Genomic DNA, 14,819 nt, shown 5'->3' with positions numbered 1-14,819 from the left:
TACCCAGCCATCCTACCGCGTGCGTGGCGGTGTGCCGCTCAGGGCTTGGGGATACGCAGCGTCTTGCTGATCATCAGCGAGCCGGACACCGCAAATAGCAGCACCAGCGGATGGAACTGCCACGGCCCCAGCTGCCATTGCCCCCACCACAAGGTGTCGCCGATATGCCCGCTGCTGGCGGCAACGGCGAGCAGGATCACCAATACCAGGCTGGTCGGAATGGGCGTGCCTTCGAAATACGGCACCTTGTCGGCCTCGCCAGCGATCTCTTCGGCGGTGACGTTGTAGCGGGCCAGGCGGCTGACCCCGCAGCAGACGAAGTAGCTCAGCACCAGCCAGTCCCAACCGCCGCGCATGCCGCAGGCGTAGCCCAGCGCCGCCGGCGCCACGCCGAAGGAGATCACGTCTGCCAGCGAATCCAGTTCGCGCCCCAGTGTGGAAGACGCTTTGCGCCAGCGCGCCACGTGCCCGTCCAGCGCATCGAACACGAACGCCAGCGGGATCAAGGCCATGCCAAGCAGCAGATCGCCGCGATGCCCCTCTTGCAGGAACCGCATGGCCGCAAACACCGCCCCGGTGCCGCAGAACGCGTTGGCAAGTGTGAACCAGTCCGCGAGTTGGAAATCGCGCAGCATCGAAAAATGGCGTTTCATGCGGAGCCTGAGGTGAGCAAGGCGCAAAGGGTAACGCGCGCGCGCCATGCAGGCGACCGTTTCGCTGCACTCGGCTAGGCTGGCGATCCGCGTGACCGCTCCCGGCCGCGCACCACTTCACGAGGACATCCGATGCGCAGCATCCTGATCACCGGCGCGGGCAGCGGCATTGGCGCCGGTATCGCCAGCCAACTGGCGGCCGATGGCCATCATCTACTCGTCAGCGATGTGCAGCTGGCGGACGCCGAGCGCACGGCCGAGGCGTTGCGCCAGGCAGGCGCCTCGGCCGAGGCGCTGGCGTTGGACGTGACCGATGCAGACAGCATTGCGCAGGCACTGGCCAACGCATCACGCGCCCCGCAGGTACTGGTGAACAATGCCGGCCTGCAGCATGTGGCCACACTGGAGGAGTTCCCGATGCAGCAGTGGGCGCTGCTGGTGGATGTCATGCTCACCGGCGCCGCACGCCTCAGTCGCGCCGTGCTGCCCGGCATGCGTGCAGCCGGCTATGGCCGCATCCTCAATATCGGCAGCATCCACTCGCTGGTGGCCAGCCCATACAAAAGTGCGTATGTCGCCGCCAAGCATGGCCTGGTCGGCCTGGCCAAGGTCATCGCGCTGGAAACCGCCGATTGCGACATCACCGTCAACACGCTCTGCCCCAGCTATGTGCGCACACCGCTGGTGGAGCGGCAGATTGCCGATCAGGCGCGCACCCGCGGCATCGCCGAGGACGCGGTGGTGCGCGATGTGATGCTCAAGCCGATGCCCAAGGGCGCCTTCATCGAGTACGACGAGCTAGCCGGCACGGTGGCGTTTCTGATGTCGCATGCCGCGCGCAACATCACCGGGCAAGCCATCGCCATCGACGGCGGCTGGACGGCCCAATGATCACGCTGGCGAAATTTTGACCAGCCCTCGCGCATGCCGGATGGTGCAAGGGGTGCGCGGACTTGTCCACAGACTTGCGCAGCGTCCATCCACAGGGGGTGTGGAGAACTGGGTGAGGCCTGCCGTTCTCGATAGCGTCGAAAGGCTCCCCGCGATTAATGTCAGACAGCGCACGGTTGAGCCTGGCTGGAATTGGTGCTGCGCCGCGAGCCGGCACGGCTCGCCGATCGGATGGGAAGCGCTGCTCCGCTGCCCCGTCGCACGTCGAGGACATCGCCCTACAACAGTCGGGCTCGGTTGGGCAGCTGCCGGAACGGTGTCGGCGTCACGTCCCCATCGCGTTGTGCACGCGCAGCGATCAGATCCGCGAATACGTCCACGACTGCATGCGCCCGTCGCGATACGGCATGACGCCGTGGAACGGGCGCGGGTCGCCATCGAATACCAGCGGCAGGAAATGGCGGTCGCCTTCCCACATTGGCACCTGGTCCATCCGCTCGATCGCGATCCACTCCAGCGTCCCCTCCGGATTGGAGGTGTGGGGCGTGCCGTCGAAGCTGTGGATCAGGAACACGAAGCCCAGCCAGTCTTCGCCCTGCTTACCGAAGCCGGGCCAGCTGATGGTGCCGCGCAACTGCATTTGCCCGCAGTCGACGCCGGCTTCCTCGCGTATCTCGCGGCGCATGCAGGCCAGCACGTCTTCGTCCGGCTCCATCTTGCCGCCCAGGCCGTTGTATTTGCCCAGATGCTGGTCGCCGGGACGGGCATTGCGATGGATCATCAGCACCTGGGTGCCGTCCGGCGACAACAGGTAGCCGAGCGTGGCGACAATCGGGGTATAGGGCATGGCATGCGATCTGACACGAAGCGCATCAGTATGACCGAAGCGGCACGCCGCACGCGGCGGTAACGCCGGCTCAGCCGACGGCGGCCTGCGGATTCGGGCGCGGCGGTGCCACGTGATCGGTATCCAGGCGCAGGGTCGCAACGCCGTGGCCGCGTTCGGCCAGGTACTCCAGCCACTTGCCCAGGAACGTATTCATGCGCATGCGGTGGCTGATCAGCTCGGCCGGCGGCGGGAACATGCCCATCACGTCCTGCCAGCGCCGACCGACATAGCAATGCGTGGTCTCGGCCTGGCGCGCATCGCGGTACAGCCGCACATACGCCGATGGGTCCGGCTCGCCGGTGACCGGGTCGCACAGGTCGTAGGTCAGGCGCAGTTCCACCGTGTAGCGGTGGCATTCGATCACGTCCAGCCGCAGGTTCAGGCCATCGCCAATCGAGGACACGTACGAGCCCGGCGCAAGATCGGCCGGGGCGAACAGCCGGGTCAGATGTTGGAAGTTTTCTGCATACAAGCCCATCAGCCAGCCGAAGCGGCTCAGTTTGGGAATGCGTTCGAGTTTGCTCAGTGCTTGCGCCATGGACCGATCCTACACGCTGCGCCGCCGCACGGGCAGCATTGACGAGGGCCCAACGGCAGGCCTACCTTGGCGGAGCACTGCCCCGCCCGCTTTGCTCCAACGGCCGCCGCCGCAACCGCACCGGTCGCTCTCCGTCCGATGCGCACGCTCGCACGACCGGCGGGCCGGCGACCACGCCTGATCTCCGATCAAAACATCTCGCGTTGCAGGCCCAGGGTGGACAACACCTTGCTGGAGATTTCTTCGATCGAGGTATTGGTGGTGCTGAGCGAGGGAATGCGCTCCATCTGAAACATGCGCTCGGCGATCGCGACTTCGCGCCGGCAGGTCTCTGCCGCGCTGTAGCGCGAATTGGCGCGCCGCTCCTGACGAATTTGCTGCAACCGCTCAGGGTCAATGGTCAAACCGAACAACTTGCTGCGGTAGTTACGCAACCGCGGCGGCAACTGCTCGTTTTCCAGATCTTCGTCGGTCAGCGGATAGTTGGCGGCGCGGATGCCGTAATGCAAGGCCAGATAGATGCAGGTCGGGGTCTTGCCCGCGCGCGACACTGCCACCAGGATCACATCGGCCTCGTCGTAATTGAGTGCAATGCCATCGTCGTGACTGAGCGCGAAGTTCATCGCGTTGATGCGGCGGTGATAGGTTTCGAAGTCGACCATGCCATGCGCGCGGCCCACACGCGAATGACGCGGCGCATTGAGCTCGCGCTCCAGCGGCTCGATGAAGGGCGCGAACACATCCAGCATCAGCGCGCCACTTTCGGCCAGGATCATGCTCAATTGTGGATCGACGCACGAATTGACCACGACCGGCCGCACCTGGTACCGCTCGCCTGCGGCGCGCACACGCATGGCGGCGTCGCGCGCTTTATCTGCATCATCGATGAACGACATGCGGTCGGTGACGAAGTTGAAACCGCTGAACTGCGTGAGCAGGCTATGCCCAATCGTTTCAGCGGTGATACCGGTTCCATCGGAGACGTAAAACACCGGCCGAATTGTTGACATCAAGACCACCTCTTTGAACTGGTGTCCAAAACTTACGGATTCATGCTTGTGCAGGCTCCGCTGTGCACTGCATCATAGCGGCTTCTTCCTACGGTCGCGGCCATTCAGCCCGCTCGGGCGATGGCCTTACGGAGCATCGCGCTTGAACGAGAATATCCTGTGGTTGCATGAGCTACGCCTGGCCGACCTGGCCCGCGTAGGCGGTAAAAATTCCTCACTTGGCGAGATGATCGGCAACCTGGCTGGGTTGGGCGTCTCGGTTCCCGGTGGATATGCGACGACCGCGGAAGCTTTCAAGGACTTCATCGCACACAACGATCTGTCCAAGCGCATCTTCGACAAGCTGGCGACGCTGGATGTCGAGGACGTCAATGCACTCACGCTGGCCGGCAAGGAAATCCGCGGCTGGGTGATCGATGCCCCGCTGCAGCCGGAACTGGACCGCGACATCCGCACCGCCTACGCCCAGTTGTGCGCCGAGAACGGCGGCGGTGACGTTGCCGTGGCCGTGCGCTCCTCGGCAACCGCCGAAGACCTGCCGGACGCCTCGTTCGCAGGCCAGCAGGAGACCTTCCTCAATGTGACCGGCGCCGACGATGTGGTGCACAAGGTCAAGGAAGTGTTCGCCAGCCTCTACAACGATCGTGCGATCGCCTATCGCGTGCACCACGGCTTCAAGCATGAAGACGTGTTCCTGTCGGCCGGCGTGCAGTTGATGGTGCGCTCGGGGGTAGGTGCGGCAGGCGTCTTGTTTACGCTTGACACCGAATCCGGTTTCCGCGACGTGGTGTTCGTCACCTCCAGCTTCGGTCTGGGCGAAATGGTCGTGCAGGGCGCGGTCAACCCGGACGAGTTCTACGTCTACAAACCCACGCTGACCGCGGGCAAGCCGGCAATCCTGCGCCGCTCGCTCGGCAGCAAGGCCATCCGCATGGTCTATTCGGACGTGCCCGGCGAGCGTGTGCGCACCGAAGACACCCCGGTGGAACTGCGCAACACCTTCTCGATCAGCGACGAAGACGTGCATGAGCTGTCCAAGCAGGCGCTGGTGATCGAAAAGCATTACGGCCGCCCGATGGATATCGAGTGGGCCAAGGATGGCGTCAGCGGCAAGTTGTTCATTGTGCAGGCGCGTCCGGAGACGGTGAAGTCGCGCAGCCATGCGACCCAGATCGAACGTTTTGCGCTGGAAGCCAAGGACGCCAAGATCCTGGCCGAAGGCCGCGCGGTCGGTGCCAAGATCGGTAGCGGCGTGGCACGCGTGGTGCGTTCGTTGGACGACATGAATCGTGTCCAGGCTGGCGATGTGTTGATCGCCGACATGACCGATCCCGATTGGGAGCCGGTGATGAAGCGCGCCTCGGCCATCGTCACCAACCGCGGCGGCCGTACCTGCCATGCAGCGATCATCGCGCGTGAGCTCGGCGTGCCGGCCGTGGTCGGATCGGGCAATGCCACCGCCGTGATCAAGGACGGCCAGGAAGTTACCGTCAGCTGCGCCGAGGGCGACACCGGCTTTATCTACGAAGGCAAGCTGGCGTTCGAGCGCACCACGACCGATCTGGGCAACATGCCGCCTGCCCCGCTGAAGATCATGATGAACGTCGCCAACCCGGAACGCGCGTTCGACTTCGGCCAGCTGCCCAATGCCGGCATCGGCCTGGCGCGCCTGGAAATGATCATCGCCTCGCACATCGGCGTGCATCCCAACGCTCTGCTGGAATACGACAAGCAGGATGCCGATGTCCGCAAGAAGATCGACGCCAAGATCGCCGGCTATGGCGATCCGGTCAGCTTCTATGTCAACCGCCTGGCCGAAGGCATCGCTACGCTGACCGCATCGGTCGCGCCGAATACCGTGATCGTGCGTTTGTCGGACTTCAAGTCCAACGAGTACGCCAACCTGATCGGCGGTTCGCGTTACGAGCCGCATGAAGAGAACCCGATGATCGGCTTCCGCGGCGCCAGCCGCTACGTCGACCCGTCCTTCACCAAGGCCTTCGCGCTGGAGTGCAAGGCGGTGTTGAAGGTGCGCAACGAGATGGGCCTGGACAACCTCTGGGTGATGATCCCGTTCGTGCGTACGCTGGAAGAAGGCCGCAAGGTGATCGAAGTGCTGGAGCAGAACGGGCTCAAGCAAGGCGAGAACGGTTTGAAGATCATCATGATGTGCGAGCTGCCGTCCAATGCGCTGCTGGCCGACGAGTTCCTGGAGATCTTCGACGGCTTCTCGATCGGCTCCAACGACCTGACCCAGCTCACCCTGGGCCTGGACCGCGATTCTTCGATCGTGGCGCACCTGTTCGATGAGCGGAACCCGGCGGTCAAGAAGCTGCTGTCGATGGCGATCAAGTCGGCGCGCGCCAAGGGCAAATACGTGGGGATCTGCGGCCAGGGGCCGTCCGACCACCCGGAACTGGCCGAGTGGCTGATGCAGGAAGGAATCGAATCGGTGTCGTTGAATCCCGACACCGTGGTCGACACCTGGCTGCGTCTGGCCAAGCTCAAGAGCGAGGGCTGATGGGACTGATGGGTGCGATGTGGGCAGCAGCTGCAGGAGCAGCTGCTGCAAGACCGGTTGCTGCAGCAGGAGCGGCAGCCGCGAAGCCCGCCGCGACCAGCGAGCCGGCATTCAACTGGGCCGCCATTCCGTGGGCGCAGTACGCGGTCAACTGGGGAGTGGCACTGCTGATCGTCGTGGTCGGCATGTGGCTGGCCCGGCAACTCAGCCAGTGGTTGCACCGCGCGCTCACCCGCGCACGCGTCGAGATCACGCTGACCAATTTCCTGCGCAACGTGATGTACGCGTTGTTGCTGGTGCTGGTCTTCGTCAGCGCATTGAGTCAGATCGGTGTGCCACCGACCTCACTGATCGCAGTGCTCGGCGCAGCAGGCCTGGCGGTCGGCCTTGCCCTGAAGGATTCGCTGTCCAACATCGCCGCAGGCGTGATGCTGATCGTGCTGCGGCCGATGCGCGATGGCGACCACGTGTTGATCGCCGGGCAGGAAGGCATCGTCGACGAGATCCGGATCTTCCAGACCCGGATCCGTTCGTTCGACGAACGCATGATCACCCTGCCAAACAGCACGATTACCACCGCCCCCATCGTCAACTACAGCACCCTGCCCAACCGCCGCCTGGAAGTGACGGTCGGCGTGGGCTACCAAGACGATCTGAAGAAGGCGCAGCAGCTGTTGCTGCAGATCGCCAAGGACAACCCGAACATCCTGGAGTCGCCTGCACCATTCGTGCAGGTGACCAACCTGGGCGAGAGTACGGTGGACCTGATGTTGTTCGCGTATGCGACCAACGGCAATTTCGGCGCTGCCAAGAGCACCACACTGGAGCAGATCCGCAACCAGTTGCTGGAAAACGGACTCAACATCCCCTACCCGCAGCGCGACCTGCACGTGTATCACCACGATGCCGATGGCAAGCCGATCTCCGACCTGTTGCTGAAAGGCATCGCAGACGATGGCGACCTGAGCAAGGGGCCTTCGTTGGCGCGCTGACGTACACAATGGCGTGATGGAAAGGCAGAAAAGGCCGCATCGAACGATGCGGCCTTTTTTGTTGATGCCTTTCTTGTCGGATGCTTTTGTTGGATGGGTCGCCATCGAGTGACCTGCACCCCGCGCAGTCGGCTGAGGAGTCGACTGGCGCACGCTTGCGTGCCATTGGAATGGGACACCGGCGACACGCCAACAGCCTGCAACAACGCCGTGGCCAACGCTCAGCCCTCCACACCCGCCGCAGCATCGCCACCGAGCGCACCCATGAACTGACGGTAGTGGCGCAACTCGTCGATCGAATCGCGCACATCGCTCAGGGCGGTATGCGCCGAACTCTTGGCAAACCCGTTCGCCACCGAGGGCGCCCAACGTCGCGCGAGTTCCTTGATGGTGGACACGTCCAGATTGCGGTAATGGAAATAGCGTTCCAGGCGCGACATCTGACGGTGCAGGAAGCGGCGATCCTGGCAGATCGAGTTGCCGCACATCGGCGAGGCGCCGGCACGGATCCACTCGCTCAGGAATGCCACCGTCTGCGCTTCAGCCTGCGCGTGGGTCACCTGGCTGTCGAGCACGCGCTGCCACAGACCCGAACGGCGGTGCTGATTGCGGTTCCATTCGTCCATCGCTTCCAGGGTTTCCAGCGGATGCGCAATGGCCAGTTCCGGCCCCTCGGCAAGCACGTTCAACTGCGCATCGGTCACGATGGTGGCGATCTCGATGATGGAATCGCGATCGGTATCCAGGCCGGTCATTTCCAGATCGATCCAGATCAGTCGGTCGTTGCCTGCAAGGTTCTCTGCCATGTCGCCGTCCTGTGGAGGCCGTCGCCGGCCGGATGCTGAAGAGGGCGCGCATCATACCGCGGCCACGTCGCTCAGGGCGCAAGTGGTGGCTTGCCGCGCTTGGCCCTGAAGTAATTGGTCAGCCGCAGGCTCGCCTCGGCCGCAAGCACGCCACCGCACACCTGCACGCGATGATTGTGGCGCGGGTCGGCAAGCAGGTCGAAGACGCTGCCGCAGGCGCCGGTCTTGGGATCGCTGGCGGCGAACACCACGCGCGCGATCCGCGCATGAATCATCGCCATCGCGCACATCGCGCACGGCTCCAGGGTGACGTACAGCGTGCAGCCGATCAGGCGGTGATTGGCCAGGCGGCGCCCGGCTTCGCGCATTGCCACGATTTCGGCATGCGCGCTGGGATCGTGGCTGGCGATATTGAAATTCCAGCCTTCGCCAAGCACGTTGCCTTGCGCATCGACCAGCAGCGCGCCGACCGGGATTTCGTCATAGTCGCGCTCGGCACGCTCGGCCAATTGCAAGGCATGCCGCATCCAGTGCTCATCGATCGCCGCGTGCGGCGTTTCGGTCGGCGCATCAATGGGCACACTCACGTGGCCGCACCGCCCTGGCGGTCCAGGAACGCGGCGAACGCGGCAACCGTGGCTTCGCTGACGTGGTGTTCGATGCCCTCCGCGTCGCGGCGCGCGGTGGCTTCGTCGATGCCAAGCGCAAGCAGGAAGCGCTCCACGATCTGGTGGCGCTGCCGGCTGGAGGCGGCCAGCGCCTCGCCGGCCGGGGTCAGGAACACCCCACGGTAGGGACGCTGCACGACCCACCCATCGCGCACCAGCCGCTTGAGCATCTTGGCTACGGTGGGCTGCGCCACACCCAGGCGCGCCGCGATATCGACCTGACGTGCCTCGCCGCCATCCACCAGCAGATCGGAGATGAGCTCCACGTAGTCTTCGACCAGCTCGGCGCGGCGCGCTTCGCGTACCTGACGGAAGCTCTCCATGTGCACCTGCGCATCGATCAGGACCGGCGCGGCCGCTTCCACCTTTTCGCTCTTGCCCACCCTCGTCCTCGTCATCGTCGCCGGCGTCGATGCCGGGCGCATAGTTTGAAGCACACGACAGATCAATACGATTCAAATTGCCAATGCTCAACAGCATAGCAACTGCTATATCATGCATTGACCCCGTTGTGACCCGAGTGCATGTCCGCCAACACCGCCGCCTCAGCGCCATCGCCAGCCACCGCCACCGGCGGCCTGGGCGACCACCAGGCCAGCGTCTCCGTGCCCAAGGGCGGCCATTGGTGGTTCCGCCTGCTGGCCTTCCTGGGACCGGGCTACATGGTGTCGGTGGGCTATATGGACCCGGGCAACTGGGCCACCGATCTGGCCGGCGGGTCGCAGTTCGGCTACCTGCTGCTGTCGGTGATCCTGTTGTCGAACCTGATGGCGATCGTGCTGCAAGGTTTGTCGGCGCGGCTGGGCATCGCGACCGGGCTGGATCTGGCGCAGGCCTGTCGCGTGCGTTATCCGCGTGGCGTCAACCTGGCGCTGTGGGGCATTTGCGAACTGGCCATCATCGCCTGCGATCTGGCCGAGGTCATCGGTACCGCGATTGCGTTGAAGCTGTTGTTCGGGATTCCGCTCACCCTGGGCGCGATCATCACCGCGGTGGATGTGGTGCTGGTGTTGCTGCTGATGAACCGCGGCTTCCGCGCGCTGGAAGCCTTCGTGATCGCGCTGCTGCTGATCATCTTCGTGTGTTTCGGCATCCAGATCGCGCTGGCCGCACCGCCGGTTGCGGCAGTCCTGGGCGGTTTCATTCCGCGTGCGCAGGTGGTCACCGACCCGCAGGCGCTGTATCTGGCGATCGGCATCATCGGGGCGACGGTGATGCCACACAACCTGTATCTGCATTCCTCGATCGTGCAGACGCGCGCGTATCCGCGGACCGATGTCGGCCGGAAATCGGCGCTGCGTTGGGCGGTCACCGACAGCACCGTGGCGTTGATGTTCGCGTTGTTCATCAATGCCTCGATCCTGATCCTGGCTGCGGCGGTGTTCCATGCGCAGGGCCGCACCGACGTGCAGGAGATCGAACAGGCGCATGCGTTGCTGGCGCCGATGCTGGGCGTCGGCCTGGCCTCGACGCTGTTTGCGGTGGCGCTGCTCGCCTCGGGCATCAACTCCACCGTGACCGCAACGTTGGCCGGGCAGATCGTGATGGAAGGTTTCCTGCAATTACGCCTGCCGCCGTGGATACGGCGCTTGCTCACCCGTGGTATCGCCATCGTGCCGGTGGTCATCGTGACCTGGCTGTATGGCGAAGCCGGTACCGCACGGTTGTTGGTACTCAGCCAGGTGGTGTTGTCGATGCAGCTGCCGTTTGCGGTGATTCCGCTGGTGCGCTTCGTGTCGGACCGGCAGTTGATGGGCGCGCTGGTAGCGCCAGCGTGGCTGGTACGCATCGCGTGGGTGATCGCGGCAGTGATCGTATGCCTCAATCTGAAGCTGCTGTGGGATACCGCGCTGCATTGAGATGCGGCATTGGCTCGGGTGTTGCACCGGCGTTCGATCAATTGTTTCGTATCGCCCGGACAGCTGGAAGACGACGTCGCGCTTTCTTGCCTTCAACGCGCACCATCGCTGTTGGTGATGCTTGAGAGCTTACCCAGCGTGTCCTGCCATGATGGCTGGACAAGCTCTCTGCAGCAGACTCGACTGACTCGAGGCGGCGGTGCCCTCGCCGCTCGCCGCTCGCCGCAAGTATGTGCCATGTAGGCTCGATGGCGGGATCCATGCCGCCAACGGTGACCACATCGCACCAGACAGGTGCTCGGTGAGGTGATCGAAGAGCGAAACATCACGCTACCGCTTGAGCCCGTCGCCAGCGCTGTGCGCATGTTTACGCTTCTTCCATTACGGGCTGCGCATCGCTCGAATCGACCACATTCTGTGCCAGTTCGCGCACTGCGCACGCATGTGCAATCTGCCTCGTGCCCCACGCGCTCTACTTGGCGCATGCACCGGTGTGTCTTTTGCCTGCAGTGGCCTTGCGCTGCGTAGGCATGCCTTGCATGACGCGCCAACGCGCGCATGCGACCGTCGGGCTGCATGCCCTCGCCTGCAGGAGTTCTTATGGATCCGTTCGAGGCGTATCCGGCCGATGCCGGGCGCCGCCACTTTCTCATTTCCGGCACGGCAGCCGTGGCAGCGTTATCGCTGCCACATCTCGCCAGCGCTGCCGCGGCCACGCGCATGCCATCCACCTCCTCGTCCACTCACGGAGTCAAGCAGATGTCCAATTTCGTCAAACGTCCCGACGGCGCCAACATTTTCTACAAGGACTGGGGCAAGGGCCAACCGGTCGTGTTTTCGCACGGCTGGCCACTCAGCGCCGATGCCTGGGATGCGCAGATGTTGTTCATGGGCCAGCACGGCTTCCGCGTGATTGCGCATGACCGCCGCAGCCACGGCCGTTCGTCGCAGACCTGGGACGGCAACGATATGGACACCTATGCCGACGATCTGGCCGCGGTGATCGAGGCGCTGGATCTGAAGGACGCGATCCTGGTAGGCCATTCCACCGGCGGCGGCGAAGTGGCGCATTACGTTGGCCGCCATGGCAGCAAGCGCGTGGCCAAGGTGGTGCTGGTGGGCGCCGTGCCGCCGCAGATGGTCAAGAGCCCGACCAACCCGGGCGGCCTGCCGATGAGCGTGTTCGACGGCATTCGTGACGGTGTGGCCAAGGATCGTTCGCAGTTTTATCAGGACCTGACCACGCCGTTCTTCGGCGCCAACCGCGATGGCCACAAGGTCACCCAGGGCATGCGCGATGCGTTCTGGCTGCAGGGCATGCTGGGTGGGCATAAGGGTCAGTACGACTGCATCAGGGAATTTTCCGAAGTCGATTACACGCCCGACCTGAAGAAGATCGATGTGCCGGCGCTGGTGGTACATGGCGACGACGATCAGATCGTGCCGATCGATGCATCCGGCAAGATGTCGGCCAAGATCATCAAGAATGCAGAATTGAAGATCTATGCCGGCGCGCCGCACGGCCTGACCGTGACCCATGCGGACCAGTTCAACAAGGATCTGCTGGCGTTCGCAAAAGCCTGATCGAAGTTGGATGGATCGGCGAAAGGCCGGCTCGACAGAGCCGGCCTTTTTTGATCTGGCGCTAGTGATCGCGCAAGCACCGCTCACGCCCGGACAGGTTGTTGTCGGGCGGTATCGACGCTGCGCTCGGACCTACACCTTGCCAGTGATGGATCCCGATTCGCACACTGGCCAGGTCTGCCTGACGGTGAGAGTCGTTGCTGTTCGCTGCGCTTCTCAGGCTCAGTCGAGATCTTGGTTGACTGAGGGCATCATGCGCTCGCCGCTCTCAGGACACGCCGCATGCTCCCGGCACCGTGGCGCTTCAGCGCAGCAACCAGTCGGCCAGCAGGAACCCGACGCTCATCGCCACGACGAGCAATGCACCGGTCAGACGTGGCGGAGCGGGCAACGGCAAGTCAAGCAACCGGCAGCCGATGCCGATCGCCAATGCGAGCAGGACCCCGAGCACTGCCAGGCTCATGCATCGCCCTGCCGGCCAACGCGGCCGCTGGGTCCGCCGCAATGCTCTAAATTCCTCGCGGCACGCCGGGCCAGAAAGCGGTCGGCCAGTGCATAGCCGCACGTCATTGCCAGCACCAGCAGCGCGCCGACGAAGGCCGTTGGTGCAGGCGATGGAATGCCGGCCACACGGCAGCCGAAGCCGATTGCCACACCCAGCGCGACACCGCTGATGAACTTCCAATTCATGGCATCAGATATCCGAGTGCGCGTGCGGCGGCAGCGCAGCACCGCCGCCACCGACGAAGTGGCGCACCACCGGCGCGCGCTCGCCGTGATGCAGGGCGCGGATCTGTTCTTGCAATTGGCGGTCGTCGCCGGTGACGCGTTCGTGCTGCCGCAGATGCTCCAGCCATGAGGCGACGATGAAGTATTCCAACTGCACACCCGGCGTTGCAGCGTCTTCGGCAATGCCCCAGACCACGGCGCCGTCGCGGCGGCGCGCGTTGCCCAGTTGCGTCATCAACTGCAAGAACGCGACGCGTGCCTCGGCAGCGATACGGTATTCCACCGTGACCAGCACCGGGCCGCGGTCGTGCTCGACGCGATCGGTTTGCGCAGGTGCAGGCCAATGTCCGCCGGGGGCGAGGTCCAGCTGTTCGGTTCCTGCAATCCGCGCGCGTTTGACCAATAGCGCGGCGATCACTGCACCGGCAGCGGCGAGCTGCAGTGCTGTCGCAATCGACGTGCGTTGCGCCAAAGCACCCCATAACAGCGAGCCGCTGGCCATGCCTGCGGAAAACACCACGATGTACAGCGACAATGCACGCGCACGCACCCACGCAGGGACGGCGGTCTGTGCGGCGATCTGCAACGACGACAGCACCGTGATCCAGGCCAGACCGTTCACCACCATCACCACGCACAACACGCCAAGCAGCCGCGACAACGCCAACCCCAGCAGCGATGCGGCGCACACCAGGGTGGCAACGAACACCAGCAGATCGCGGTCGTAGCGCGCACGCAGGCGCGGCAACAGCAAGGCGCCGCTGATTGCGCCCATGCCGATACAGCCCAGCAAAATGCCGTAACTGCCAGCGCCCAGCTGCATGTCGCGGCGGACCACCAGCGGCAGCAGCGCCGTCAACGCGCTGGCGAACACGAAAAAACCGGCAGCCTTGATCAGCACCGCCTGCAGGCGACCGGCGCGCGCGGCGTAGCGCAACCCTGCGCGCAGGCCTGCGCCAAAGCTCTCCGGCGGCAGCGCCGAGGCACGCACATCGCGGCGCCACCGCCACAGCACGTAAAGCATCACGCCAAAGGTCAGCCCGTTGAGCAGGAAGGCCCATGGCGGGCCGAATTGCGCCACGATCAGCCCACCCACGGCCGGGCCGATCGATCGCGCGATGTTCATGCCGATCGAATTGAGCGCCACCGCCGAAGCCAGCATCGGGCGCGGCACCAGTTCCGACACGATCGCCGCCTGCGCCGGCATCGCCATTGCTGCGCCCACGCCCATTGCAAAGGTGAGCGCCACCAAGACCCACGGCGTCAGCAACTGCAGATGCGCCAATAACGCGAGCATACCGCCCACCAGCAGCATCCAGGCCTGGGTCAACAGCAGGTAGCGACGACGGTCGACGATGTCGGCCAGCGTGCCGGCAACCAGTGCCAATAGCACCACCGGCAAGGTGGTGGCCGACTGCACCGCCGCCACCATCAATGGCGAGCCGGTCTGTTCGGCCATCACCCAGGACGCGGCGACATCATTGATCCAGGTACCGACGTTGCTGCCCAGGATCGCCAGCCACAAGGCACGGAAGACCGGCTCACGCAGCGGCGCCCAGGCACCACCTTCGGCAGGTGCGGCAGAAACAGTCATCGCGGCAAGGCTCCAGGCAATGGGACGAAACAGACAACGCACAGGTGTGCCGCGCGCAACGCACAGGCACGCAGATGTGCTGGCG

15 protein-coding genes are annotated in these 14,819 nt (G+C 64.3%); 5 read left to right on the top strand and 10 right to left on the bottom strand.

Annotated elements, in window-relative coordinates:
- Window positions 1-38 precede the first annotated feature (38 nt).
- Window positions 39-701 carry a CDP-alcohol phosphatidyltransferase family protein gene (locus LN450_RS19930; RefSeq protein ID WP_011347422.1) on the bottom strand — a complete coding sequence of 221 codons (663 nt, stop codon included), beginning with the start codon at window positions 699-701 and terminating at the stop codon, window positions 39-41.
- A gap of 84 nt (window positions 702-785) precedes the next feature.
- Here LN450_RS19930 and LN450_RS19925 point away from each other — a divergent pair, with 84 nt between their 5' ends.
- The gene (locus LN450_RS19925) at window positions 786-1,544 is read left to right on the top strand and encodes a 3-hydroxybutyrate dehydrogenase (RefSeq protein WP_011347421.1); all 759 of its coding nucleotides are present in this window, start codon (window positions 786-788) and stop codon (window positions 1,542-1,544) included.
- A 358-nt stretch (window positions 1,545-1,902) separates the two neighbouring features.
- Here LN450_RS19925 and LN450_RS19920 read toward each other — a convergent pair whose 3' ends face one another.
- The 3 genes from LN450_RS19920 to ppsR all read right to left on the bottom strand — a co-directional run bounded on the left by LN450_RS19920 (window position 1,903) and on the right by ppsR (window position 3,981).
- The gene (locus LN450_RS19920) at window positions 1,903-2,391 is read right to left on the bottom strand and encodes an NUDIX hydrolase (protein WP_008573201.1); all 489 of its coding nucleotides are present in this window, start codon (window positions 2,389-2,391) and stop codon (window positions 1,903-1,905) included.
- A 70-nt stretch (window positions 2,392-2,461) separates the two neighbouring features.
- The gene (locus LN450_RS19915; RefSeq protein WP_008573198.1) at window positions 2,462-2,971 is read right to left on the bottom strand and encodes a DUF1249 domain-containing protein; all 510 of its coding nucleotides are present in this window, start codon (window positions 2,969-2,971) and stop codon (window positions 2,462-2,464) included.
- Window positions 2,972-3,159: 188 nt separating this feature from the next.
- The gene (gene ppsR / locus LN450_RS19910; RefSeq protein WP_003482830.1) at window positions 3,160-3,981 is read right to left on the bottom strand and encodes a posphoenolpyruvate synthetase regulatory kinase/phosphorylase PpsR; all 822 of its coding nucleotides are present in this window, start codon (window positions 3,979-3,981) and stop codon (window positions 3,160-3,162) included.
- A 142-nt stretch (window positions 3,982-4,123) separates the two neighbouring features.
- On the opposite strand from ppsR, the gene ppsA reads away from it, so the two are divergent.
- Complete coding sequence (gene ppsA, locus LN450_RS19905) at window positions 4,124-6,502, top strand: phosphoenolpyruvate synthase (protein WP_011347420.1); 2,379 nt, start codon at window positions 4,124-4,126, stop codon at window positions 6,500-6,502.
- Window positions 6,502-7,494, top strand: coding sequence for a mechanosensitive ion channel family protein (locus LN450_RS19900; RefSeq protein WP_008577156.1), 993 nt, complete (start codon window positions 6,502-6,504; stop codon window positions 7,492-7,494). The genes ppsA and LN450_RS19900 overlap by 1 nt, the downstream gene beginning before the upstream one ends.
- Window positions 7,495-7,715: 221 nt before the next feature.
- Here LN450_RS19900 and orn read toward each other — a convergent pair whose 3' ends face one another.
- The 3 genes from orn to mntR form a co-directional block, all read right to left on the bottom strand.
- Complete coding sequence (orn, locus tag LN450_RS19895; protein WP_008577153.1) at window positions 7,716-8,300, bottom strand: oligoribonuclease; 585 nt, start codon at window positions 8,298-8,300, stop codon at window positions 7,716-7,718.
- A 71-nt stretch (window positions 8,301-8,371) separates the two neighbouring features.
- Window positions 8,372-8,887: a tRNA adenosine(34) deaminase TadA gene (gene tadA / locus LN450_RS19890; RefSeq protein WP_039416737.1), complete on the bottom strand. Its 516-nt coding sequence runs from the start codon at window positions 8,885-8,887 to the stop codon at window positions 8,372-8,374.
- Window positions 8,884-9,351, bottom strand: a complete 468-nt coding sequence (gene mntR / locus LN450_RS19885) for a manganese-binding transcriptional regulator MntR (RefSeq protein WP_011347418.1) — start codon at window positions 9,349-9,351, stop codon at window positions 8,884-8,886. Before mntR ends, tadA begins: the two co-directional genes overlap by 4 nt.
- Before the next feature lie 141 nt (window positions 9,352-9,492).
- Between mntR and LN450_RS19880 the strand changes: the two genes are divergently transcribed.
- On the top strand, window positions 9,493-10,827 hold the full coding sequence (locus LN450_RS19880; protein WP_011347417.1) for an Nramp family divalent metal transporter: 1,335 nt from the start codon (window positions 9,493-9,495) through the stop codon (window positions 10,825-10,827).
- Window positions 10,828-11,586: 759 nt separating this feature from the next.
- Window positions 11,587-12,411, top strand: a complete 825-nt coding sequence (locus LN450_RS19875; protein ID WP_011347416.1) for an alpha/beta fold hydrolase — start codon at window positions 11,587-11,589, stop codon at window positions 12,409-12,411.
- A gap of 304 nt (window positions 12,412-12,715) precedes the next feature.
- On the opposite strand, the gene LN450_RS19870 is transcribed toward LN450_RS19875, so the two are convergent.
- Genes LN450_RS19870 through LN450_RS19860 form a run of 3 tightly spaced genes read right to left on the bottom strand, consistent with a single transcriptional unit; the run spans window position 12,716 to window position 14,734 of the window.
- Window positions 12,716-12,874, bottom strand: a complete 159-nt coding sequence (locus tag LN450_RS19870) for a XapX domain-containing protein (RefSeq protein ID WP_008577142.1) — start codon at window positions 12,872-12,874, stop codon at window positions 12,716-12,718.
- A complete protein-coding gene (locus tag LN450_RS19865; RefSeq protein ID WP_011347415.1) occupies window positions 12,871-13,101 on the bottom strand; it encodes a DUF1427 family protein in 231 nt (76 codons plus the stop codon). Before LN450_RS19865 ends, LN450_RS19870 begins: the two co-directional genes overlap by 4 nt.
- Window positions 13,102-13,105: 4 nt before the next feature.
- Window positions 13,106-14,734: an MFS transporter gene (locus tag LN450_RS19860; protein ID WP_011347414.1), complete on the bottom strand. Its 1,629-nt coding sequence runs from the start codon at window positions 14,732-14,734 to the stop codon at window positions 13,106-13,108.
- Window positions 14,735-14,819 lie beyond the last annotated feature (85 nt).

Origin of the sequence: Xanthomonas euvesicatoria pv. euvesicatoria (assembly GCF_020880415.1) — a bacterium.
Lineage (GTDB): Bacteria > Pseudomonadota > Gammaproteobacteria > Xanthomonadales > Xanthomonadaceae > Xanthomonas > Xanthomonas euvesicatoria.
Note: the sequence above shows the minus strand (reverse complement) of the source record. Positions and strands in the feature narration are given on the sequence as shown.

Coding starts and splice junctions, on each gene's coding strand:
- LN450_RS19930 (WP_011347422.1), bottom strand. CDS start 701: ATGGCGCGCGCGCGTTACCCTTTGCGCCTTGCTCACCTCAGGCTCCGC.
- LN450_RS19925 (WP_011347421.1), top strand. CDS start 786: ATGCGCAGCATCCTGATCACCGGCGCGGGCAGCGGCATTGGCGCCGGT.
- LN450_RS19920 (WP_008573201.1), bottom strand. CDS start 2,391: ATGCCCTATACCCCGATTGTCGCCACGCTCGGCTACCTGTTGTCGCCG.
- LN450_RS19915 (WP_008573198.1), bottom strand. CDS start 2,971: ATGGCGCAAGCACTGAGCAAACTCGAACGCATTCCCAAACTGAGCCGC.
- ppsR (WP_003482830.1), bottom strand. CDS start 3,981: ATGTCAACAATTCGGCCGGTGTTTTACGTCTCCGATGGAACCGGTATC.
- LN450_RS19900 (WP_008577156.1), top strand. CDS start 6,502: ATGGGACTGATGGGTGCGATGTGGGCAGCAGCTGCAGGAGCAGCTGCT.
- orn (WP_008577153.1), bottom strand. CDS start 8,300: ATGGCAGAGAACCTTGCAGGCAACGACCGACTGATCTGGATCGATCTG.
- LN450_RS19880 (WP_011347417.1), top strand. CDS start 9,493: ATGTCCGCCAACACCGCCGCCTCAGCGCCATCGCCAGCCACCGCCACC.
- LN450_RS19875 (WP_011347416.1), top strand. CDS start 11,587: ATGTCCAATTTCGTCAAACGTCCCGACGGCGCCAACATTTTCTACAAG.
- LN450_RS19870 (WP_008577142.1), bottom strand. CDS start 12,874: ATGAGCCTGGCAGTGCTCGGGGTCCTGCTCGCATTGGCGATCGGCATC.
- LN450_RS19865 (WP_011347415.1), bottom strand. CDS start 13,101: ATGAATTGGAAGTTCATCAGCGGTGTCGCGCTGGGTGTGGCAATCGGC.
- LN450_RS19860 (WP_011347414.1), bottom strand. CDS start 14,734: ATGACTGTTTCTGCCGCACCTGCCGAAGGTGGTGCCTGGGCGCCGCTG.